18 protein-coding genes are annotated in these 22,811 nt (G+C 66.4%); 4 read left to right on the forward strand and 14 right to left on the reverse strand.

Going from position 1 to position 22,811, the window contains the following annotated elements:
• Positions 1–10: 10 nt before the first annotated feature.
• Both WKW79_RS26305 and WKW79_RS26310 read right to left on the reverse strand, forming a co-directional pair.
• On the reverse strand, positions 11–499 hold the full coding sequence (locus WKW79_RS26305; protein WP_340338171.1) for a hemerythrin domain-containing protein: 489 nt from the start codon (positions 497–499) through the stop codon (positions 11–13).
• A gap of 128 nt (positions 500–627) precedes the next feature.
• Positions 628–933 carry a hypothetical protein gene (locus WKW79_RS26310; protein ID WP_340338172.1) on the reverse strand — a complete coding sequence of 102 codons (306 nt, stop codon included), beginning with the start codon at positions 931–933 and terminating at the stop codon, positions 628–630.
• Between WKW79_RS26310 and WKW79_RS26315 the strand changes: the two genes are divergently transcribed.
• Positions 932–1,564, forward strand: coding sequence for a response regulator (locus tag WKW79_RS26315; RefSeq protein WP_340338173.1), 633 nt, complete (start codon positions 932–934; stop codon positions 1,562–1,564). The two genes, WKW79_RS26310 and WKW79_RS26315, sit on opposite strands and share 2 nt — an antisense overlap.
• 56 nt (positions 1,565–1,620) lie before the next feature.
• Here the strand turns inward: WKW79_RS26315 and WKW79_RS26320 are convergent, their stop codons facing one another.
• From WKW79_RS26320 to WKW79_RS26345, 6 genes are all read right to left on the reverse strand, one after another.
• A complete protein-coding gene (locus WKW79_RS26320) occupies positions 1,621–1,824 on the reverse strand; it encodes a hypothetical protein (protein ID WP_340338174.1) in 204 nt (67 codons plus the stop codon).
• A gap of 140 nt (positions 1,825–1,964) precedes the next feature.
• Positions 1,965–3,161, reverse strand: coding sequence for a serine hydrolase domain-containing protein (locus tag WKW79_RS26325; protein WP_340338175.1), 1,197 nt, complete (start codon positions 3,159–3,161; stop codon positions 1,965–1,967).
• Positions 3,162–3,393: 232 nt separating this feature from the next.
• A complete protein-coding gene (locus WKW79_RS26330) occupies positions 3,394–4,620 on the reverse strand; it encodes a Glu/Leu/Phe/Val dehydrogenase dimerization domain-containing protein (protein WP_340338176.1) in 1,227 nt (408 codons plus the stop codon).
• A gap of 128 nt (positions 4,621–4,748) precedes the next feature.
• On the reverse strand, positions 4,749–5,543 hold the full coding sequence (locus WKW79_RS26335; RefSeq protein WP_340338177.1) for an ABC transporter ATP-binding protein: 795 nt from the start codon (positions 5,541–5,543) through the stop codon (positions 4,749–4,751).
• Entirely contained in the window at positions 5,543–6,472 is a 930-nt protein-coding gene (locus WKW79_RS26340; protein WP_340338178.1) for an ABC transporter permease, read from the reverse strand. Before WKW79_RS26340 ends, WKW79_RS26335 begins: the two co-directional genes overlap by 1 nt.
• Positions 6,473–6,487: 15 nt before the next feature.
• Entirely contained in the window at positions 6,488–7,462 is a 975-nt protein-coding gene (locus tag WKW79_RS26345) for an ABC transporter substrate-binding protein (RefSeq protein ID WP_340338179.1), read from the reverse strand.
• A gap of 209 nt (positions 7,463–7,671) precedes the next feature.
• Between WKW79_RS26345 and WKW79_RS26350 the strand changes: the two genes are divergently transcribed.
• Both WKW79_RS26350 and WKW79_RS26355 read left to right on the forward strand, forming a co-directional pair.
• Positions 7,672–8,142 carry an Lrp/AsnC family transcriptional regulator gene (locus tag WKW79_RS26350; protein ID WP_340338180.1) on the forward strand — a complete coding sequence of 157 codons (471 nt, stop codon included), beginning with the start codon at positions 7,672–7,674 and terminating at the stop codon, positions 8,140–8,142.
• A 128-nt stretch (positions 8,143–8,270) separates the two neighbouring features.
• Positions 8,271–8,762, forward strand: a complete 492-nt coding sequence (locus WKW79_RS26355; protein WP_340338181.1) for a YidB family protein — start codon at positions 8,271–8,273, stop codon at positions 8,760–8,762.
• A gap of 22 nt (positions 8,763–8,784) precedes the next feature.
• On the opposite strand, the gene WKW79_RS26360 is transcribed toward WKW79_RS26355, so the two are convergent.
• On the reverse strand, positions 8,785–9,192 hold the full coding sequence (locus WKW79_RS26360) for an ATP-binding protein (protein ID WP_422823970.1): 408 nt from the start codon (positions 9,190–9,192) through the stop codon (positions 8,785–8,787).
• 15 nt (positions 9,193–9,207) lie between these two features.
• On the opposite strand from WKW79_RS26360, the gene WKW79_RS26365 reads away from it, so the two are divergent.
• On the forward strand, positions 9,208–9,846 hold the full coding sequence (locus WKW79_RS26365) for an FABP family protein (protein ID WP_340338183.1): 639 nt from the start codon (positions 9,208–9,210) through the stop codon (positions 9,844–9,846).
• A gap of 39 nt (positions 9,847–9,885) precedes the next feature.
• Here WKW79_RS26365 and WKW79_RS26370 read toward each other — a convergent pair whose 3' ends face one another.
• The 5 genes from WKW79_RS26370 to WKW79_RS26390 form a co-directional block, all read right to left on the reverse strand.
• Complete coding sequence (locus WKW79_RS26370; RefSeq protein WP_340338184.1) at positions 9,886–16,569, reverse strand: autotransporter outer membrane beta-barrel domain-containing protein; 6,684 nt, start codon at positions 16,567–16,569, stop codon at positions 9,886–9,888.
• Positions 16,570–17,032: 463 nt separating this feature from the next.
• Positions 17,033–17,938, reverse strand: a complete 906-nt coding sequence (locus WKW79_RS26375) for an ornithine cyclodeaminase family protein (protein ID WP_340338185.1) — start codon at positions 17,936–17,938, stop codon at positions 17,033–17,035.
• A 103-nt stretch (positions 17,939–18,041) separates the two neighbouring features.
• Positions 18,042–19,589 carry a sugar ABC transporter ATP-binding protein gene (locus WKW79_RS26380; RefSeq protein WP_340338186.1) on the reverse strand — a complete coding sequence of 516 codons (1,548 nt, stop codon included), beginning with the start codon at positions 19,587–19,589 and terminating at the stop codon, positions 18,042–18,044.
• Positions 19,586–20,695, reverse strand: a complete 1,110-nt coding sequence (locus WKW79_RS26385; protein WP_340338187.1) for an SMP-30/gluconolactonase/LRE family protein — start codon at positions 20,693–20,695, stop codon at positions 19,586–19,588. Before WKW79_RS26385 ends, WKW79_RS26380 begins: the two co-directional genes overlap by 4 nt.
• Positions 20,692–22,809: an ABC transporter permease gene (locus WKW79_RS26390; protein ID WP_340338188.1), complete on the reverse strand. Its 2,118-nt coding sequence runs from the start codon at positions 22,807–22,809 to the stop codon at positions 20,692–20,694. The genes WKW79_RS26385 and WKW79_RS26390 overlap by 4 nt, the downstream gene beginning before the upstream one ends.
• Positions 22,810–22,811 lie beyond the last annotated feature (2 nt).

Genomic DNA, 22,811 nt, shown 5'->3' on the forward strand with positions numbered 1-22,811 from the left:
GGCGGTGGGGTCAGGCCGCGGCTTCTGCGTCTGTCTGAGCCACGAGTTCCTGCTTGCGCGCGGCAAGCTGTTCCTTGAGGCCGACCAGGTCCATGCCGGAGGCGCGGGCCTTGGGGAACATTTCCTCGCGTTCTTCCTTGACGTGGTGGTCGATCTGTTCGCCGAGGACGATGACCTTGGCGTCGAACAGCGGCTCGTCCGCCTCCATGCCCTCGATCTGCGAGATCAGTTCCTTGGCGCCCGCATGCTCGACAGTCGCCTCGTCCATCAGCGCATCGTCGTGCAATTCGGCACGCGCCGCAGGGTAGAAGATCTCTTCCTCGATGGTGGCATGCACGGTCAGCGCGTGGCAGATCTCGTCGGCCAGCGCCTTGCGCTTCTGCGCGGGGGCCTTGGCATCGGCGAGCTTGCCGAATTGCTGGAACAGCTTCTTCACGGCGATGTGGTCGGCGTCGAGCAGGTCGACGGCGTCATTCTTTTTCGGGGGAGCCTTGCTCATGATGATTCCTTCCGGTTGTCGTGGGGGTGGATACGCCGCGTGGGGCAGCAGGGATCCAACTTAAGGAAGCGCTTGCGCGGACATGTGGGGCGTGGCACTCGCTGGCTGTAGGACGGCGGCAGTGCGCATCACATCAAGTAGCACTTTGAAGACAGCCGATCGGCCGCACTTCCACAGCCTTGACCGCGCGTGATCCAGCGCGCGCCGTGCCCGAGCGCGCCGGCCGCGCCAGTCAGGACCCGATTGCGAAATTCCCCGGAAAGTAATGCCGAGGTCCTCGTCACGGGATGCTTTCCGACAAACATGGCAGACAAACGCTCTACTTCGCGCGAGACGAGTTCACAACCCGCCGATGTGAGGTCACAAAGCATTGATGATTCGGCCCTGCACCGGCACAGGTCGCCGGTGGTCATTTCAATGAGGAGCATTTCCATGATCAAGATCGGCATCGTCGACGACCACGCCATCGTCCGCAACGGACTGCGCGACTACTTTGCAAACCATGTCGATCTCCGGGTGGTCGGCGAAGCCGCGAGCGGCCGGGAAGCGATTGACCTGGTGCGCAACAACGAAATCGACGTGCTGGTGATGGACCTGCTGATGCCAGGCCAGAGCGGCATCGACGCGATCGCCATGATCCGAGCCAAGGCGCCGGACGTGGGCATCCTGATCCTCAGCGGCTATCCCGAGGAACACTATGCGATGAACATGATCCGCCAGGGGGCTTCCGGCTACCTTAACAAGGATTGCGACCCGGCCGAGATCGTGAAGGCGATCCAGGTGGTGGCGATGGGCCGGCGCTACATCACGCCCGCCGTGGCGGAACTGCTGGCACGCCAGTTGGACCGCAAGGACAACGCGCCGGTGCACGAACATCTGTCGGAGCGCGAGTTCCAGGTGTTCCTGAAGCTGGCCAAGGGCGAGACCATCGGCGCGATCGGCGAGGCGCTGTCGCTGTCGGTGAAGACCGTCAGCACGTACCGCACGCGGTTGATGGAGAAAATGAACCTGGCCAGCAACAGCGACCTCACCTACTACGCGCTGAAGGCGCAACTGATCGATTGATGAACTGGCCGCGCCAGCGCCTGATCAGGTGCTGGCGCATCGGGGTGGGCGTGCTCTCAAGCGCTGCGGCGGACCGCCGGCCAAGTGGTCTGCAACCCCATCAGCGCGCGCGCATAGAGGTAGTTGTTGCGCGCCCTCTCGCTCAGCGAATCCATGTCGACATTGCCGCGCGCATCGCAGGGGAACGCGTAGAGCTGGTTGCCATCCTGCAGCCGGCAAAAGCAAAGGACAAATCCACTGGGTGCTTGCGATGCGTTCATTTCGATCTCCTGCCATTCAGTTCATGGTTGAACTATGGATCGCAGGGCGACGGAAAGATGTCAGCAGCCAAGCCCGCGTGCACGCTGCGCGCAGCCTCTGCGCAGGTAGGACGCCAACCGCCGCGCGCGCAGGCCGCGCGTCAACCAGCGAGTGAGCGGTAGGCGTTCGTCCAGAAGTCGGTGAACACCGCCGGCGGCTCGGGCGAGTCCATCAGGCGCTGTGTCAGCAGGATGCCGATGAAGTCGTTCCTCGGGTCCGACCAGGCCGAGGTGCCGAAGCCCCCGTCCCAGCCGAAGCGTCCGGGCACGGTCCACGGCTTGGTCGCAGCGATGTTCACGGCCATGCCGAAGCCCCAACTGCTGTGGCCGCCGAAGAACATGTCCCCGCCCTGCCGCTGCGCTGGCGTGAGCTGGTCGCGCGTCATCGCGTCGACCGCCGCTTCCGACAGCACGCGCCCGCCGCGCCCGCGGCCCTTGTCCAGCAGCATGCGGCAGAAAGCGTGGTAGTCGTCGACCGTGGAGACGAGGCCGCCCGCGCCTGACGCGAATGCGGGCGGCTGGGACCAATCCGGATTGGCTGCGCTGTCGAAGACTTCCAGCTTTCCGCTCTGATCGTCGAGCCAGTAGCAGCCCGGCAGGCGGTCGAGCTTGAACGCCGGCACAGTGAACGAGGTGTCCGTCATGCCCAGCGGGTCGAACAGGCGCTCTTGCAGGAAGTCTTCCAGCGATTGGCCTGATGCGCGCTCGACCAGCACGCCCTGCACATCGGAGGCCGTGTTGTAGAGCCAGCGCTCGCCCGGTTGCTGCATCAGCGGCAGTGCGTCGAGCCTGCGCATCCATTCGTCGGTGGCGGGCGTTTGAGCGCGGTTGGGTGGGCCGTCACCGCCGAGAAAGCCTTCGGCAATCGGCTGCTGGATCGGATGCGTGCCGGGCATCGCCATGACGCTGCCGAAGCCGAAGCTGGAATTCAGGACGTCGCGCACGGTGATCGGGCGAACGGCGGGAACGGTGTCGTCGAGTGCGGCGCCGATGTGGCGCAGCACCTGGCGATCGGCCAGCTCCGGCAGCCATCGGTCCACGGCGTCGTCGAGATGCAGCCTGCCGTCGTCAACCAGCGCCATGGTTGCGGCGGCCACGATGGGCTTCGTGATGGAGGCGATCCGGAAAACGGTGTCGCGCCGCATCGGCGGGCCGTCACCCACCGTCATCTTGCCGATGGCGTCGACCTGGACGTCGTCGCCGTGTGCGATGAGCGTGACGATGCCGGGAATGTCGCCGCGTTCGACGTGGCCGCGCATGGCGGCGTGGAGACGCGCGGGCTGGAGCTTGGCGTTCATGGTCCTCGCGGCGAGAGCAGTCGGAACGCGGATTCTGCGCGAGGAACGCTGTCGATGCGGGGAACGCGTGCGAATGCGGGAGCGGGATCGGACTTGGCCGTACGCAGAGGACGCGAAGGTTGCGCGAAGGACGCTGAAGAAGACCCAAGATTTCTTCTTGGGTTCCTTTGTGTCCTTCGCGCTTTTTCGCGGCCTTCGCGTGCGATCAGTCAGGTCCGCATTTCTGGCCGCCTCAAACCAGTTGCGTCAGTGCATTCTCGAACGCAGTCTTGGCGATGCCGGTGGGCGCGTTGGAGCGGCCGTGGCAGTTCGCCAGCGCGGTGGCGATGGTGGCCGACACGTCGCGGAAGATCGCGTCATCCGAGATCTCCGCATCGCCCTGCATCATGAAGGCGAAGGCGCGCGCCATGCCGCAGTTGGCGATGAAGTCGGGGATCACGGCGACCTTGTGGTCGGCATGTTCGTAGATCGGGCCGTAGAAGATTTCCTTGTCGGCGAAGGGCACATTGGCGCCGCTGGCCACCACTTCCAGGCCGCCGTCGATCAGTTGCTCGACTTGCTCCTGCGTGACCAGGCGCGAGCCGGCGCAAGGCAGGAACACTTCGGCGCCCACGCTCCACACCAGTTTGTTGACCTCGTCGAAGGACAGCATGTCCTCGGTGTTCAGCTGGTTGCCGTTCTTGTTGAGGAACATGGTGCGGATCTGCGCAAAGCTGAAGCCCTCGGCATTGATCACGCCGCCCTGGCGGTCGATGATGCCGACGACCTTGGCGCCGGCTTGCGCCAGGTAGTAGGCCGCGGCCGCGCCGACGTTGCCCCAGCCCTGCACCACCACGCGCTTGCCGAGGATCTTGCCGCCATAGAGGCCGTAGTAGTGCAGCACCGACTCCGCCACGCCCCAGCCGGTGATGAGGTCGGCCACGACGTATTTGCGGCCGCATATCGGGGTGTAGCGCGGGTCCTCGACGACCTTGGCCACGCCCATGCGCAACTGGCCGACCTTCTGGATGCGCTCGCTGTCGGTGGGCTGGTAGTGGCCGTTGACCACACCCTCCTGCGGATGCCAGAGGCCGTAGCTCTCGGTGATCGGGATCACCTCGTGCACTTCGTCGACGTTGAGATCACCGCCCGTGCCGTAGTAGGTCTTGAGCAGCGGCGTCACGGCCTTGTACCAGCGCTGCAGCACGCCTTCCTTGCGCGGGTCGGCCGGGTCGAAGTCGATGCCCGACTTGGCGCCGCCGATGGCCGGGCCGGAGACGCTGAATTTCACTTCCATGGTCTTGGCCAGCGACACGACCTCGCGCCGGTCCAGGCCCGGGCGCATGCGCGTGCCGCCACCGGCCGCGCCGCCGCGCAGGGAGTTGATGACGACCCAGCCCTTGGCGGGCGTCTCGGCGTCTTGCCATTCGAAGACGATCTCGGGGGCCTTGTTCTCGAAGCGGGTGAGGAGTTCTTTCATTTCAATCTTTCAATGTGTTTGGAGGCGTTCTGAATGCGGACTTGACCGGACGCAGAGGTCGCGAAGAATTCAAAAGAGAAGGAGAAGCTTGCGGCCCGGTTCGGGGCCGCGGCAGAAAGAGCGCAGGCTCAGGCCAGGAGCAATTTGTCGTCGTCCAGCTTTTCGCCACGCGTCTTCTCGAACATGCGCAGCAGGTCGGGCACATCCATGCCGTCACGTTCCTCGCCCTCGACGTCGAGGATCACGCGGCCCTCATGCAGCATCACGGTGCGCGTGCCGTAGTCCAGTGCCTGGCGCATGCTGTGCGTGACCATCATGGCCGTCAGCTTGCTGCCTTCGACGATCTTGCGGGTGAGTTCCAGCACGAAGGCGGCTGTCTTCGGATCGAGCGCCGCCGTGTGCTCGTCGAGCAACAGGATGCGCGAGGGTTGCAGCGAAGCCATCAGCAGGCTCACGGCCTGGCGCTGCCCGCCGGAGAGCAGACCCATGCGGTCGGCCAACCGGTTCTCCAACCCCAGTTCGAGGATGCTCAACTTCTCGCGGAAGAACTCGCGCAGGCTGCGCGTCACTGCAAAGCCGAAGCTGCGGCGCGCGCCTCGCTTCATCGCGAGCGCCATGTTCTCCTCGATCGTCAGCGCCTCGCAGGTGCCGGCCATCGGGTCCTGGAATACGCGGGCCACCAGGTCGGAGCGCTGCCATGCGGCCAGGCGCGTGACGTCGGCATCGTCGATCTTGATGCTGCCGCTGTCGACCATCAGGTCGCCGCTGACGGCATTGAGGAAGGTGGACTTGCCGGCGCCGTTGGAGCCGATCACCGTGACGAACTGCCCCGTCGGGATCGTCAGGTTGAGCCCGCGCAGCACGCGGTTCTCGATCGGCGTGCCGGCGTTGAAGGTGATTTCCAGTCCTTTTGCGCGCAACATTACTTGGCCTCCTTGATGGTCACGACAGCGTTGCCACGCACGCCGGAAAACATGCCCGCCAGCTTGCGGCGGAAGTTGGGCACCAGCAGCGCCAGCGCCACCAGCACGGCAGTCACCAGGTTCAGGTCCTGCGCCTTGAGACCGATGAAGTCGCTGTTCAGTGCCAGCGCAATGAAGAAGCGATACAGCACCGCGCCGAGCACGCAAGCCAGCGTCGTGATGACGAGGCTGCGGGCCGGCAGGATGGTTTCGCCGATGATCACCGCGGCCAGGCCGACGACGATGGTGCCGATGCCCATCGAGATGTCCGCCCCGCCCTGCGACTGCACGAACAGCGCACCGGCCAGCGCGACCAGCGCGTTGGAAATCGCGAGGCCCCACACGGTCTGCCGGTCGGTCGAGATGCCCTGCGCCCGCGCCATTCGCGGATTGCCGCCGGTGGCGCGCATCGCCAGGCCGATCTCGGACGCGAAGAACAGGTCGATCAGCAGCTTGGCCGCGACCACGACCACCAGCAGGACGAGGGGCTTCAGCCAGTAGTCCGGCATGACGCCGAAGTCGAGCATGCTGAACACCGTCGCGTCATTGATCAGCGCGACATTGGGCTTGCCCATGATGCGCAGGTTCACCGAGTAAAGCCCGATCATCACGAGGATGCTGGCCAGCAGTTGCATGATCCGCAGCCGCACGTTGAGCCAGGCCGTGAGGTAGCCCGACATCGCGCCGGCCACGATGGCCGCGCCGGTGGCGGCGAACGGATTCCAGCCCGAGACGATCAGGATCGCCGCGACGGCTCCGCCGAGCGGAAAGCTGCCGTCGACCGTCAGGTCCGGGAAGTTGATGATGCGGAACGAGAGGAAGACACCGAGCGCGACCAGCCCGAAGATCAGGCCGATCTCGATGGCGCCAAGCGAGGCGATGAGCGACATGTGCTGGTGCCCTGCTTACTTGACGACGACCTGGGCCGACTTGATCAGCGCCTCGGACAGCTTGACGCCCTGCTTCTCCGCCGCCGCCGGGTTCACGTGCAACTCGAAGTTGTTGCTGGTCTGCGAGGCGATCGTGCCCGGCTTCTGGCCCTTGAGGATGCTCACGACGATCTTGCCGGTCTGCTGGCCGATGTCGTAGTAGTTGAGGCCCAGTGCGGCGACCGCGCCGCGCTTGACCGCGTCGGTGTCGGCAGCGACCACGGGGATCTTGGCCTGCTGCGCGACCTTGACGATGCCTTCGAGGGCGGACATCACGTTGTTGTCGGTCGGTGCGTAGATCACGTCGACCTTGCCGACCAGGCTCTGCGCCGCGCTCGCCACGTCGACGGTGCGCGCCGCCGCGCCCTCCACCAGCGTCATGCCCGAAGCCGGCATGGCCTTCTTCAGCGCCTCGACGATGGCCACCGAGTTGGCCTCGCCCGGGCTGTAGATCACGCCCACGCGCTTGGCATTCGGCACCACGCGCTTGATCAGTTCCAGATGCTTCTCCAGCGGCGACAGGTCCGACACGCCGGTGACGTTGGTGCCCGACGCATCCCAGCTCTTGACCAGCTTGGCTGCGACCGGATCGGTCACGGCGCTGTAGACCACCGGGATGTCCTTGCTCGCGGCGACCACGGCCTGGGCCGACGGCGTGGCGATGGCCACGATCACGTCCGGGCGCTCGCCGACGTACTTGCGGGCGATCTGCGCGGCGGTGCCGGTGTTGCCCTGAGCGCTCTGGTATTCGTACTTCAGGTTCTTGCCGGGCTCGAAGCCGGCGGCCTTCAGTTCGTCGCGAACGCCATCGCGCACGGCGTCGAGCGCCTTGTGCTCGACGATCGCGGTGACGGCGACCGACTTCTCGGCGGCAAAGGTAGGAGCAGCAGCAAGGCCGGCGACGGCAATGGCGAGCAGGGACAGGGGGGTGCGCAGGAAAGAATATTTCACGGTGAGGTCCAGATGTGAAGAAGAGCGGTTGGCCCGAATTCGAAAAACCGTCCCGAGCGAGGAAGCTTGTGATTCCCGTCGCCGAACTGCTTTCGAGGTGGAGAAGTGTGAACTTCTGCACGAACAATCTGCTTTCATCCCAGGCTAGGGCGAACCCTTGCCCGCGCAATATGATTGCGTCAACAGGTCACATTAGGAGACGATCTTGTATGGACGTTGAATTCGACCGGATCGACCGCAAGATCCTGGGCTTTTTGCAGGAGCATGGACGCGCGTCCAACCTCGAACTGGCCGAGGCCGCCGGCCTCTCGCCCGCGCAATGCCACCGCCGCCACAAGCGACTGGAGGAAGCCGGCTTCGTCGCCCGCTACGAAACCCGCCTGAATGCCGCCAAGCTGGACCTGAACGTCGTCGCCTTCATCCACGTCGCGATGGAAAAGGGCCACATCCGCGAGATGTCGAAGTTCACCGACGTCGTGGTCGACCTGCCCGAAGTGCTGGAGTGCTACTCCACCACCGGCGACTACGACTTCATGATCAAGGTGATCGCCCGCGACCTGAAGTCGCTGTCGCAGTTCCTGATCGACAAGCTGATGCGCCTGCCCGGCGTGGACGCCGTGCGCTCCAGCGTGTGCCTGGACGAGTTCAAGTGCACGAGTTCGTTGCCGTTGCCGGAGTGACGGTCTGGATGGTCGGCAATGCGCGGCAGTCCATGTAGGTTTGCGCTGCCTCGCGTTGTCGAAGTGCGCCGTCAACACTTCCCGCCGCGACGTGCAAACTCGGGTTTTCAACCTTCTGGAGGCGAGTCATGCGCATGCTGTCCGAAATGCTCGGCGGATTCGTCAACGGTGCGCTTGGCGGACGCGGGGCTGCGCAGGCGGGCGGCGGCGCGCGAAGTACGTTGTGGATGGCGTTGCTGCCCGTCCTGCTGACGATGCTGAGCCGGCAGGCCCGCCAGGGTGGCGACGCGTATGGCGCAGAGGCTGCGGGAGAAGGCGGACTCGGGGGCTTGGGCGACCTGCTCGCCCGACTCACTCAGAAGGGCTACGGCCAACAAGCGGCTTCGTGGGTAGCCAGTGGCGAGAACGAGCCGCTGCCGCATCGCGCGATCGATGAAATTTTCAGCGCCAACGAACTGCAACAAGTGGCCGACCAGGCCGGCATCGGCGCGGACGAGGCGCGAACAGTCATCGCCCAACTATTGCCCGATGTCGTCGACCACCTGACGCCGCAAGGCGTCGTGCCTGAGGACCACGCGCTGACCGACAGCGTCGATGCCTACTTGAGACGGCTGGCCTGAGTGCCGAGCCGCGACCGGCGGCTCATCCACCTCTGTCGCTCGTCCCCTTCCGCATCGAGATCACACGGAACGGGCACACCACCGCGCAATCGCTGCACCCCGTGCATTGCCCGGCGTCGTGCAGCGTCGACGTCTTTCGCCATTGCACGACTTCGAGGCTCAACAGGTGCAGGCCGCATGCAGCCACGCACCAGCCGCAGCCCGTGCAGCGCGCGGCGTCGATGACGGGCAGCCAGCCGGGGCGGGCTGGCCTCGCGGGTCTCGCTGGCACCGGGGTTGATTCGTGGGAAGGACTGGGCATGGGTATTGCGATCCGCATTCGACCTCGAGGCGGACACGGTCTTGAGTCATCATAGACACCGATGCCCGAAGCTCGCAGCACGGCCAGGAAAGGCCTCCGAAGCGGCCGGGCCGCTCCCTCAACCTTCATCCGCCGATCCCACCCATGCCCACGTTCCCCGAAGACATCTACACCGAGCCTTCCGACCTGGACGGCCACACCCTCGCCAACCTCGGCCCCCTGCGCCGCATGGCCGGCCTGTGGCGCGGCGAGAAGGGCGTGGACGTCAAGCCCAAGGCGCAGGGCCCGAAGACGCAGACCTACGTCGAGCACTACGAGCTGCAACCGATCGACCCGCAGACCAACGGCCCGCAGGTGCTCTACGGCCTGCGCTATCACACCTTCATCCACAAGACGGGCTTCACCAAGATGTACCACGACCAGGTCGGCTACTGGCTGTGGGAGCCGGCGACCGAGACGGTCATGCACACGCTGGCGATTCCGCGCGGCCAGATCGCCATGGCCAGCGGCAAGGTCAGCGCCGGCGCGGACAGCTTCGAACTCGTAGCCACGCATGGCAGCCTGGTGAACGGGATCGTGTCCAACCCCTTCATCGAGCATGCGTTCACCACGCTGGAATGGCGCATCAAGGTGGACTTCCACCCCGACGGCACGTGGTCCTATGACCAGGACACCGTGATGCAGATCAAGGGCCTCTCCGAGCCCTTTCATCACACCGACAGGAACACGCTCGCCAAGGTCGGCGAGCCCTCCCCGAATCCGCTCGCATTGCAGCCGCGGTGACACGCGCTGGCAGCGAGCCCTCCCTGCTTGCTGCCTCTCTTAAAAGCTGTACTTGATCCCGGCCTGCGCCTTGACCGAGCGGTAGCTGTTGGCCCCGGCTTCCACGCCGACACTGCCCCAGGCGCTCACGTTCTTCGACAGGTTCCCCTGCAGGCCGAACTTCGCCTCGATGCGGTTGGCGGGCACCCGGTTCGCAACCCGGTCGGTGTTGAACATCATCGACTGGTCGAACCCATTGCCGCGCCACCAGTTGAACTCCGCGAAGGGCCGCAGCGCGCTGCCGCCCGCGCCGCTGTCGAGGCTGCCGTGGATGCGAACGCCCAGCCGCGTGGTCACGCCGGAATCGTTCATGCCCGACACATAGGTGCCGGTCGACTCCAGGCGATTGCCGGCGCTGTAGTTCTGCACCACGACCTGCGCCTGCGGCTCGATGAACATCTGGCGCTTGCCGTCGTCCAGCACCTTGAACGCGTAGCCCGCCTCCAGCGATGCCGTGACGACGCGCGACCGGTAGCTCTCTTCCAGCAACCCCTGGCCGCGCACCTTGTTGTTGTAGGAGCCGCCCATCACCCAGGCGTCCACGTAGGCGCCGGTGCTGATGTCCCTGTTGCCGTACCAGGTGGCATACAGGCCCAGGCTGTAGCCGTCCACATCGCCGTTGGCCGTCAGGCCGTCGGCATTCTTCACGCGGTTGCTGGTGCTGCCGAACATGCCCATCGCGCCGATGCGGATGCTGCCGTCGCGGCCATCGCTGAAGCGGAACAGGTCGGCGCCGCCGTGCACCAGGTGCGCCTCGCTGCGGGTCTTGCCGAACGTGCCGGGACCGTCGTAGCGGGTGGTCGCGTCGACCACGCGGAGCCAGCCGTTGCTGTCACCGGAGGCGTCCGTGTTCTTGCCGTCCTGTCCCGTCGGCTGGCCCTGGCGCTCATGCAGGGTGTGCACCGACATCTGCAGGGCCGCCTGGCGGTTGGCGTGATAGGCGCCAACTTCGGGACGATAGACCGGCAAGGCGGTCGCGCCGGCCAACTCAGCGCTCGCCGACGCACCCGACGCGTCCGCGGGTGGGCTGGTGATCACCGCCGACGTGGTGCTCGACAGATACCAGTCCTGCGCGCTGCCACTGTTCGCCCCACGCACCAGGTGGTAGTCGAAAGCGCCAGCCGCCAGGGTGCCGCGACCATTGCGATAGCCGTCCGACGTCGGGTCGAGCGTGAACGCGGTGGCGGCAGTCGTCCCGCCGTTGCGTGTCTCGACGACGCGGATGCCCTGCCGTGTCTGCGCACCGATGCCGCCCGCGGACCGCACCACCAGTTCGGTGGCGCCGGAGGCCTTGCCGCCGTCGATCACCAGCTTGTCCGTGGCCGACGCGTCGTCGCCCATGACGGTGCGGATCACCACATGGCCCCCGTTGCCGAGATAGTCGCCCTTCACCACCAGTTCATTGCCAGGCGCGGTGCCGGCCGGCCCGGTGAGGTCCAGCGTGCCGCTGTTGGTGAGGCCGTTGGCCAGCGTCAGGACGCTATTGCTCGCCGACCCGGCCAGCGCATTCGACGCGATCACGGTGCCGCTGTTGTTCACATGGCCGTTGACCACGCCCGAGCCCGCGAGCACGGCCCGCTTCGCCACCGTCACCAGCCCGGCGCCGGTGGCGCCGAGCGTTCCGGGTGCTTCGGCGTCGCTGATCACCAGCGTGCCCGCGACGACATCGGTGCGCCCGGCATGCTGCAGCTTGCTGCCCACGAACAGCAGGCCGGCGCCGGCCTTGACCACGTCGCCGCTGCCGCCGACCGTGTTGCCCAGCTTTCCGTCGCCGGCCACGTCGGCGACCAGGGTGCCGGTGTCCACGATCGCGCCGCTGCCCAGGCCGTCGGCCCTGCGGATCACGACTTCGGCGCCCGCCGCGATGGTGGTCGTTGCGCTGAACTCCGCGTTGGAACCGGCCACCGCCAGGCTTCCGCCATTGACGTTGAGCCGGCCGCGCCCCGTCAGCGCCCCGTCGACCCGGCCGCCGTCCGCGATGGCCAGCGTGCCGCCTTGCAGCGCCAGCGTCGAGCCGGCATCGGCCTGCAGTTGGCCGATCGACTGCGAGGTGCCGGCGAGTTGCGCCTGCGTGGTGGCGCGCAGGTTGAGCGCGCTGGTGCGGCCCAGTGCGTTGTCGGCGGTGAGCCGCAAGGTGCCGCTGCGCACCGTCGTGGCGCCGGTGTAGTCGTTGCCGCTGTTGGAGAGCGACACCGTGCCCCAGCCCGCGTCGATCGCCAGCTGGCCGGCGCCGGTGATGCGCGCCGACTGGTCGGCCGCGTTGCCCGCCGCCCCTTCGCGCTGCTGCAGGATCAGCATCTGGCCGGCTTGCAGGTCGAGCTGCGTCAGGCCGTAGTTGACGTAGAGGCCGTCATCCTTCTGCGTGGTCAGGCGGAAGTCGTAGCCGCCCTTGGCCACCACCTGGCCGCCTTGCGCGATGTCGACGCTGCGGCGGTCGGATATCCGCATGCCGTCCTGGTCGCGCAGCACCAGTGCGCCGCCGCTGCCGATCGTGGTGGTCGCGTTGACCAGCTTTACGCCGATGTTGCCGTCGTCCTGCTCCATCAAGGTGGCCCTGCCGTCGACGGCCTGTGCGGCCGGGACGTACGGCGCGGGCACCTTGATCTGCACGTTGCCCGCGCCGCTGGCGTCCAGCGTGCCGACCGTGATGGTGCTGGCCGCGAACTTCGCGTCCGGCAGCGTCGCGTCGAAGATCGCGGTGCCGCCGCTGAACTTCAGGCCGCCGATCGCCTGGTCGCCCGCGCCCACGGTGGTGATGCTCTTGTCGCCGAGTTCCAGCATGGCATTCCGCAGCGACGCCGTGTTGGCGCCGGCCAGCCCAAAGGTGCTGTCGCCGAGCTTGACGGTCCCGGCGAAGGCGTTGCCCACGTTGCCGGTGAAGTCGAAGGCCTGTCCCGCGGTGTCGGTCGTGACCGTGCCGGTGCCGGCCAATTTGTTGTTCAAGGCGAATGCCGCACCCGGTGCGACGGCCAGCGTGCTGCCGGCGTCGATGGTGATGACGCCGGTGTCGGCCTGGTTGTCGTCGAGCTTGATCGCGGTCTTGAGCGTGACCACGGATGCGTTCGTCAGGTTCACGTTCTCGAAGTTGCGGATGCGGCTGGTCGCGCTGTCGTAGCTTGTCTGCACGTTGTCGAGCACCAGCGTGTCGCGGGCGCTGCCTACGCCGCCGTCCAGCCAGCCAGTCACCTGCACTGCGTTGCCGCGCAGGGTGACGGTGTCCTGGCCGGAGCCGCCGACGAGGTCGCCGTGGATGCTGCTGTCGGTGAGCAAGGCGGTGTTGGTGCCGTTGCCCAGGCGCACGTTGCCGGTGATCGCGCCGCCGTTGCTGTTCTCGAAGGCATGGCCGGAATCGTCGAGCCGCACCGCGTCGGAGCCGGCCACGCCTTCCAGCACGCCCTGGTTCACCAGCGTCTTCGGTGCGCCGGCGACGAGCACCGCAGCCGCGTTGGTCGCCGTGAGGCGCGCACCGGCGTCGATCGTCACCGTGTCCGCCGACTTCACCAGCACGCCCTGGCCCGTGCCGGACACCTCGATGGACCGGCTGGCCACGTTGACGTTGCCGGTGGTGTTCGCATACACGCCGGAGCCATTGCCGGTCACCGAGATGTCGAAGGCATTGCCTACCTGCAGGTCGCCGGTGGTGGTGCCGCCGTCGGCGAGGCTCGCGGCCAGGCCCTTGCCGCCCGTGCTGCTGCTCACCAGGATCGTGCCGTGCGAGGCCGGGTCGAGACCGTGCTCGGCCAGCAGGGCCGCGCCGCTGCCGCGCATTTCGAGGGAGGCGCCATCGAGCAGCAGATTCCCCGCCGCCGCCTGGTTGGTGACGAGGTTCCCGTAGCCGCTGCCCAGGCCGATGATGCGGGCGTCGCGCGTCAGCACCACCTTGCCCGCATCCGCGCCCACCAGCACGCCGGAGGCGCTGCCGTCGACGGTGACGGTGTTGGCGGTGGTCAGCGTGCCGCCATCGTGGATGTAGAAGCCGGCCTTGCCGTCGTGCACGGTGATGGTGCCCAGCACGCCCTTCGCATCCGCCGCCACGCTGGAGCCGGCGCCCGTGACCTCGATGGCCGTGCCGTGCGCCACGTCGATGTGGCCGCTGTTGGTCAGTTCTGCGCCGTTCTTCACCTGGAACACGGTCACGTCCCGGCCCGCGGTCGTGATGTCGGCCGAGTTGGCGAACTTCGAGGCGCCCGAGCCGATCTTGTTGCCGGCCAGGTCGTAGGCGTTGTCGTCCACCGCGACGGCGATCGTGCCGTCGCCGAGCCGCAGGTTGGCCTTGCCGGTCATGCTGCCCGTCGCGCCGCCTTCCACCTTGAGCCCGGTCGCGCCAGCGCCGGTCAACGAGATGTCGAAGTCGTCCAGGTTGAGGGTGGACCCGTTGCCGGTGGCGCGGATGGCCGTCGAGCCCTTGCCCGATGCAATCAGGGGCGCGGCCACGCCGTTGTGGAACCAGGCACCGTCCTCGATGAGGATGAGCGTCGAGCCTTCCGTCGACACGTCGAGCGCACCGCCACTCGGCGCGGTCTCGAGGTTGATCGAAGAGCCCACCCCGTGGGCGAAGAAGCCGACCTGGCGCGTTCCGGCGGCGAAGTTGACATCGCCGCCGCTGACCTCGATCGTGCCGCCCGCGCGGGCATGCACGCCGATGGTGTGGTCGCCGCTCAGGTTCACGTCGCCGCTCAGGGTCACCGTGCTGCCAGTGCCTTCGGCCCACATGCCGTAGTTGGGCAAGCCGGGATCGGAGGAGGTGCCCAGGTTGATCGTGCCCGAACTGGACGCCTTGCCGCCCCCGGTGGCCTTGATGCCGATCCCATTGACGCCGGACAGGTTGATGGTGCCGGTGTTGCGCACGTCGGAACTGCCGCTGGAGCCGTCGACGCGGATCCCGATGTTCTGCAGCGGCTCGCCGGCGCGGGCGCCCCGGATGTCGATGGTGCCGCTGTTGGTCACCGTGGCCGCGGTGGCGTTCTGCACGAGGATGGCGGTCGCGTCCTGCATGCCGCTGCCGATGGCGATCAGCCCCTGGTTGTCGAAGCGGCTGCTGTCGCGGACCTCCACGCCGATGCCGCCGGCGCGCAGCGAGGTGTCTGGCCCGCCCGCCGCCAGGCTGCCCTGCGTGATCGAGCCGGCCGCGGCGCGACCGAGGTAGATCACGCCGGTGGCCGTGTTGGTGACGGCGCTGCCGCCGCTGGCCATGAGGGCCTGGACAGGGCTGGCCAGTTCGGAGCTGTTGGAGCCGACGTTCATCGCCCCTTCGTTGATGAAGGCGCCGCCGTGGGTCACGTTGATGCGGGAGAAGCCGGTCAGGGCGCGCGTGTCCGAATTCACCGTGCCGAAGTTGTAGATGCCCTTGTTGGTAAGGACGGTGCCCGCACCATCCACCGAATCATTGCCTCCGATGTAGATGATGCCGGGGGCCGATGCGTCCGCGGCGGTGGACACGTAGCCCGTCGTCACCACGCCGTTGTTGACGCCCTTGGCGCCGGTGCGCAATTGGAAGGCCTGCGCCGTGCCGGCGGTCACGCCGATCCGGCCGTCATTGACGACGGTGGCGCCCTGCTCTCCCCTCAGCGCGATGGAATCGGCCAGTTCCATGGTCGTGCCGGCCGGGTTGGCGATGCGGGCCGTGGCATTGGCACCGTTGGCGAACAGCACGGAGCGGGTACCGGCGGCCGTCAGCAGCGGATCGTTGGCGGGCAGCGGCGTGTCGCTGCCGGTGGGCATGACGTGCACGGTCACCGGCGACGCGCCGTAGGCCAGCTTCAGGCTGGCGTCGTAATTCGCGTAGTCGAGCCGCCCGGCGCGGATCTGCTGGACCAGCCAGTCGTTGTACCGGGTCAGCGAGGCCAGATCGGTCACGGTCTGGGCGGTAGTGACGCCGTTCGAGTCCGTCACGTTGAAGCTGCCCTTGTAGACCACGGCGTCGAAGCTCTGGTCGCGCGGCGCGGTTTGCGCCGCGGTGGCGCTGATCTGGTACGCATCGCCGAAGCGGACGTAGTTGCCGGAGGTCCAGTTCGCCTCGGTCTTGTCGGCGGTCGTGCCGTCGACGTAGACCAGCGAGGTTTGCTTTGCAGCCTTGAGGTCGAAGCGGGTGTCTTGCATGTCGATGTTCAGGCTGCCGTTTTGCACGGTCGCCAGGCGCAGATCGACATAAGGCTTCGACTCCTTCGGAAATACCTGCACCGCGTTCACGAAATAGGCGTTGGCGAAACCCGTGCCGATCGCGCCCTGCGTGAATGACGCGGCGCTATAGACAGGCAGCGTGTGCATATTTCCGCTGATCGGGTCCGACACGGCAACGGTCGCATTCTTTACGCCTACCACCAATTGCTGCATGCCCGTGACATCGGGGGCCCTGACATAGCCCATGGCAATGGCGTCCGCCCAGGGAATGAAATAGGCCGAAGGAATACTTTCGAATTGGATATTGCCGGTGAGACTGTTGGCACCCGGATTGGCAAAGACCGTCTGGCCGAGGCTATTGCTGTTGTTCGCGCTGTTCCAATTGCCGGAGATCGTGGTGTCGAGGGCCATTGCCGAGCTGCCGCCAAAGAGGGCCGCCACGCCGAGCAGCACTTGCGACGCCGTGGTGCGGGTGCTCGACTTGCTGCGACCCTTGGCGGTTTCCGGCGCTGCGACATAGGTGCCGAGCGATTCATTCCAGACGACGCGGTGATGCTTGTTCATTACGAATCTCCCCAAAGAACTGAATGCATGAAAGCGATGCCGCCAGGCGATAATCACCCGCCCATGCAAATTCGATCTCCGACGAGATTCGGTATTTATCTAAATTGTGAACTCCATTTCACAATTGCGTCTTCGATAAATTTTGCGAGGGCGTCCTGTAGGACATTTCTTACGACGGGGCTAGTTTGCTCGCAATTTGTAGGACAGGGGCGCATTTGCCAGTGAATTTTTCACAAACCACAAAAAAGTCTCGGAAATTGTGAATCTGGCTAATTCAATAGTTCGCGTGGGTGAATTGAATTAATTCGTTTTATTGCACCTCTTTGTCGCGATCGAGCAACGCAAAAAACCGCAACGAGCAAAGGGGCTTGCGCAATGGGCGATTTGCGGCTGTAGGACAGGCGAAAGGAATGACCTGCCAGCGATGGCAGGTGTGCGGCAGGCGAGAGGAATCGCCTGCCAGCTAGTGCGGTTGCGCAGCGTCCATCAAGGCGCGGTACACCAGTCCGGCGCTCGCGATGTCCTCCACCGCCACGCCGACCGACTTGAACAGCGTGATGTCATCGGCATGCTGGCGGCCCGGGCGGCTGCCGTCGACGACCTCCCCGAGCTCCGCGAAGATGTGCCCCGCCGCGATGACGTCGCCCGACTCACGTGAGGCCGCCTCCCGTGCCTCGACGTAGAGCCGGCAACGGCCGAGCGCCTCGTCATCCAGCTCGCGCCAGTCCGGCCGCGGCGCCCCCACCGTGTTGATGTGCACGCCCGGCGACAGCCATCGCCCCATCAGCACTGGCGTGCGCGAGGTCGTCGCGACGACGATCACATCGGCACCGAGCACCGCATCCTCCGCCGACTTGGCCGCGCGCACGCCATGTTCACGCGCGAAGGCCTCGCCACGGTTGGGGCTCCAGACGCTCACCTCCTCGAATGGCCGGACCTTGCGCAGCGCCTCCAGGTGGCTGCGCGCCTGCACGCCCGAGCCGAGGATGGCCAGCGAGCGCGCATCCTTGCGGGCCAGCAAACGCGTCGCCACCGCCGACACCGCGGCCGTGCGCATCTCCGTGATCAGCCGCCCGTCCATCACGGCCAGTGGTTCGCCGGTCTCGGGCTTGAACAGCATCACCAGCGCATGGTGCGTGTGCACGCCCTTGTTCTGCGGATAGAAGGTCACCAGCTTGGCGCCCAGTTGCCCCGAGACGCTGGCCGGCATCGTGAAGAAGAAGCCACCCTGCCCCGGAACGGACAGCACGTTGCGCTGCGGCTGCACCGCCCCGCCGGACGACAGTGCGTGCAGTGCCTGTTCCATGGCGGGAATCAAGGCGTCCATGTCGAGGAACCGGCGCACTGCGTGCTCGTCGAGGATTTTCATGAGGCTTTGGGGTCAGGCGAATCTCATGCCAGTATCCATGCGGCTGCGCGAACTTCCTCCCCTTCCGGGGGGAGCCGCGAGGGCTTTACCGAGCCCCCTTTCGTCAATGGATTGCGGCGTACATGATCTTTTCCTGCGTCGCCTCCAGCGCGGAAAACTCGACCACGACTTTGCCCTGCTTCGCCACCAGGATCCTGTCGGACAAGGACATCACTTCGGGCAGGTACGACGAGATCACCACCACGGCCTTGCCCGCATCCGCGAGCCGGTTGATCTCCGCATGGATCTCCGCGATGGCGCCCACGTCCACGCCGCGCGTCGGCTCGTCGAAGATGATCACGTCCGGGTCCTGCACGAGGGAGCGCGCGATCACCACCTTCTGCTGGTTGCCGCCGGACAGTTCGATCACCTTCACGTCCTTGCCGATTGCGCGTACGTTCAGCAACTGCGTCCAGTGCTCGCCCACCGCCCGCGCCTTCGCGCCCGACACCCATCCGAAGGCGCTGCCGATGCGCCCCAGCAGCCCCATGTAGATGTTCTGCTGGATCGACATGGTCTCGAAGAAGCCTTCGATCTTGCGGTCCTCGGTGATGTAGGCGATGCCGTCGCGCACCGCCGAGCGCGCCACCTTGTAGCGCACCGGCTTGCCGCGCAGGAGCACCTCGCCGCCATGGAAGAAGTCGCGCTTGATGAGGCCGGCCACCACCTTGAAGGTTTCGGTGCGCCCTGCCCCCACCAGGCCGAACACGCCGGTCACCTGCCCTGCGAAGACCGACAGCGAGTTGTTCTTGACCATCGAGGCCATGCGCAGGTTGCGCACCGCGAGCAGGCATTCGCCCTGCGGCCGCACCGTGGTCTTGCGCTGGCCGTAGAGGGTCTGCGACAGGTCGCGCCCCACCATCGCCTTGACGATGCGCGCACGGTCGAAGTTGGCCTTGTCGTCCGTCACCACATGCTTGCCATCGCGCAGCACCGTGATGCGGTCGGCCAGCAGCAGCGCCTCCTCCAAGGCATGCGAGATGAAGATGATCGACACGCCGCGCGCCTTGAGGTTGAAGATCAAATCGAAGAAGTACTTCTTTTCCTCCGGCGTGAGGCTGGCCGTGGGCTCGTCGAAGATGATGATGCGGGCCTTGTGCAGCACCGCCCGCGCGATCTCCACCATCTGCTTCTTGGCCGCGCCCAGCATGCCGACCGTGGCGGTCGGGTCCACGTCGAAGTTGAGCGATTGCATGAACTGCTGCGCCGCGATGTAGACGCCGCGCAGCCGGTTGAAGAAGGCCTCCTGGCCGAGGTAGAGGTTCTGGGCGACGGTCATGGTGGGCACCAGGCTGGTCTCCTGGAACACCATGGCGATGCCCTTGTGGCGGGCCTCCAGCGGCGTCTTCAGCTCCACCGGCTGGCCCTCGACCAGCATCTGGCCGCTCGACAAGGACACCACACCGGCCATGACCTTCGTCAGCGTGGACTTGCCCGCGCCGTTCTCGCCGACCAACGCATGGATCTCGCCGCGGCGCAGCGTGAAGTCGACGTCCTCGATGGCCGGAACGCCGGCGTATTTCTTGGTGGCGGCGCGCAGTTCGAGCACGTTGTCGACGGCGCTGTCAGTCGATGCGGGGGCTGCAATGGCATCGGTGCCCATGTCGGTCATTCCCCCTCCTCCATCGCGTCGAACTCCACCCGCAACAGGCGCCCGCTTCCCTTCGAGGCGGCATAGAGCGCGCCGTGGTACTCCGCCACGGCCGTGATGCCGTGGTGCTGGCCGTCGACCTGGCTGTGCAGCGAACGTGTGGTGCGACCCGCTGCGTCGACGTGCAGCACCAGGCCGTAGGAACGCGGTGGGGCCCAGGGCTTGAGAACGCCCATCTGCTTGACGCCCGCACCCTGCAGCGGCTCCAGGAAACTCGCCCCCGAGCGCAGCGCGGGCGCGACCCAGAGGCTCGGCTCGATCTCCTGCAGCATGCGCTTGCGGTACGCGTCCTCGCGCAGGATGAATTCCACGAGCTGCGTTCGACAGACGAAGCAGGTCAGCCAGAAGCCACCCGCCGCGGCGTGGGCCATGCGGGAAGGATAGCCCGGCAGGTCCGACAGCAGCGGCGTGGACTTCGCGCCCTTGTCCGTGGCCGCGCGCATCACGCGATGCCGCCAGCTCTCGCTGAAGATGACCTCGCCATCGAGCGGCAGCACGCCGAACGCGTGGTGCAAGCCGCTCGCCAGCAGCTCGGCCTGGCCGCCGCTGCTCCAGCGCAGCACGCGCCCGCTGCGGCCCTTCTCCATGAGGTCGCGGCACCAGTCGGCCGGCGCATGCTCGGCCGACCCATCGCTCAGCAGGATGTTCTCGCCTTCCTCGTCGAAGCACAGCGCATTGACGCCCCGCAGCGGCACGCCTGCGACCTGCTCCAGCCTGGCCCGCTCGCCCCAACCCGTGCGCCCGCGCGACATCACGCTCATGCGCCTGCCGCCCACCGCGAGCGCCACCGCGCCGTTCTCGTGCACGGCCATCGCGGTGATGTCGCCGTCCATCCGAAGCATCTCGACCAGGCTGCCACCTTCCAGGCCGTAGAGCACCGGACCGGCCGTCGCATAGAGCCGGTAGCCATCGGTGGCCAGGTCGTCGATGCCTTCCAGCGTGTCCACGACCTGCGCGTTGTCCAGCACGCGGTTGGGCTTGAGCGCGCCGTCCATCACCGGCACCGTGATGGCCGCACTGCCGCGTCCGAGCACGCGGTCCACAAACCCGCCCAGCGCGCCCCTCATGGATTGGCACTCCAGCGGCGTTCGTACTGCGAGAAGGTGGGATCGGCGTCAGGCAGCTTGTAGACACCAATGCGGTTGTTGGAGATGCCGCCCAGGTAGAGGTGGCCCTTGTGTTCGCGCATCGAGGTGATCATCGGATGGTTCTCTCCGCCCAGGTCCCACAGCGTCTCCAGCACCTCGCCCGCCTCGTTGAACTTGAGCACGCAGCCGGTGTTGATGTTGGGGAACAGCCATTCGTCCAGCGGCAGGCGCTGCGCCATGCGCTTGCGGAAGCCCGGCATGCGCATCGCGAGGTCGTAGGAAGGCGAGCGCATGCCGACCATCGCCAGCCAATAGTTGCCATCCGACGCGAGGTTGATGTTGTCCGGGTAGCCCGGCAGGTTGTCGATGACGCTCTCCACGCGGCCCTTCTTCGGCCCATCGAACCAGTAGCGCTTGATGCAACAGCCCCAGGTCTCGGCGAACAGGATCGACTGGCCGTCGCTCGCGATGCAGATGCCGTTCGGGAACTTGAGATCGCGCAGCACGGTGCGCGTGCTGTTGTCGCGCGGGTCCCAGCAGACGATGCGGCCATTGCCGCGCGCCTCCAGCCCATCGACGGGCCACTCATCCATCTCGTAGCGCACCGTCGCCTCGCTGAAGAAGATGCGGCCATCGTCGGCGATGTCCAGGTCGTCGGCCAGGCGCAGGCGGCTGTCGTCGTTGATGGAGCGCCAGCTTCGATTCGTCTCGTCGGTCACGCGCTCGACGGTCTTGTCGGGCTTGATGCGGTACAGGCCCATGCCACCAATGCACACGTACAGGTTCTGCTCGCGGTCGAAGGCCATGCCCAACGGCTGCCCGCCGATGTGCGCGAAGACCTCCATGCGCTCGTAGTCCGGCGCGAAGAAGCGGATGATGTCGCCGTGGCGCGAGCCGGCATAGAGGTTGTCGTCGCGGTCGAGGATCACATCCTCCGGCGACTCGATGCGGCCCAGGCCGATGAGGCTCACGTCGCGCAGCTTGTTGTTGAGCGCAAAGGCGCCGCCACCGCCCATGCTGCAATCCGGTGCATTGCCCAAGCGGTGGTAGGTCGGGCTCACATAGACCTTGCTGATGATGCGCTGCCGGTTCTTCAACCAGCGCACGTCGATCACCGCGGCCAGGATCAGGATGCCCGCCAGCACCATGCGGATCACGCCGCCCGAGGCCGACATCGAGGTCAGCCCGTTGGTGATCAACAGCACCAGCAGCGTCCCCACCATCGCCTTGGTCACCGAGCCGCGCCCTCCTCCGAGGCTGATGCCGCCGATCACCGCCGCCGTGAGCACCAGCACCTCCATGCCGATGCCGATGTCCGCCCCCGCCGTCGCCAGTCGCGAGGCGAAGAAGCAGCCCGCCGCGCCGGTCAACACGCCGCAGCCCACGTAGCAGAGAAAGACCGTGCGACGCACCGCGATGCCGCCGTTGTAGGCAGAGCGCCGCGAACCACCGATGGCCATGATGTGCCAGCCGATGCGCAGCCGCGTCAGCATGATGTGCCCCGCGATGGCCACCACCGCATAGAACCACGCAACAGTTGGCAGCCCGAGGAAGGCGCCGCTGCCGATGAAGTCCCACACCTCCGAATCCGGCAGATTGCCCGCGATCGCCGTCGAATACTGCCCGCTCAGGATCTCGTACACGGACCGAAAAATGATCAGCGTGATCAGCGTCGTGAGAAAGGCGCGCAGCCGCAGGTAGCCGATGAGGTACCCGTTGATCGCCCCCAGCGCCGCGCCGCAAAGCAGCGTCGCAGGGACGGCCAGCACCACCGGCCACTTCAGCACATGGATGAACAGCAGCGCAAAGAAATTCGTCAGCGCGAACATCGACCCCACCGAGAGGTCGATGCCGCCGACGATCATCACCAGCCCCATGCCCAGCACGATCAGGCCGATCTCGCCGGCCTGCCGCAAGGTGTCGGCCAGCGCGCCGGCCGAGTAGAAGTTGCCGATCAGCCGCCCCGAGGCGATGACGACGAGCACCAGCAGCAGCACCGGGATGGCGGTCTCCGTCCAGCGCTTGGACAGGATCTCGCCGACCCAGTGGTCGGGCCAGTAGCGGTAGCGCAGCCGCGTGAGGGTTTCGGTCACCC

Source organism: Variovorax robiniae, assembly GCF_037889955.1.
Lineage (GTDB): Bacteria > Pseudomonadota > Gammaproteobacteria > Burkholderiales > Burkholderiaceae_C > Variovorax > Variovorax robiniae.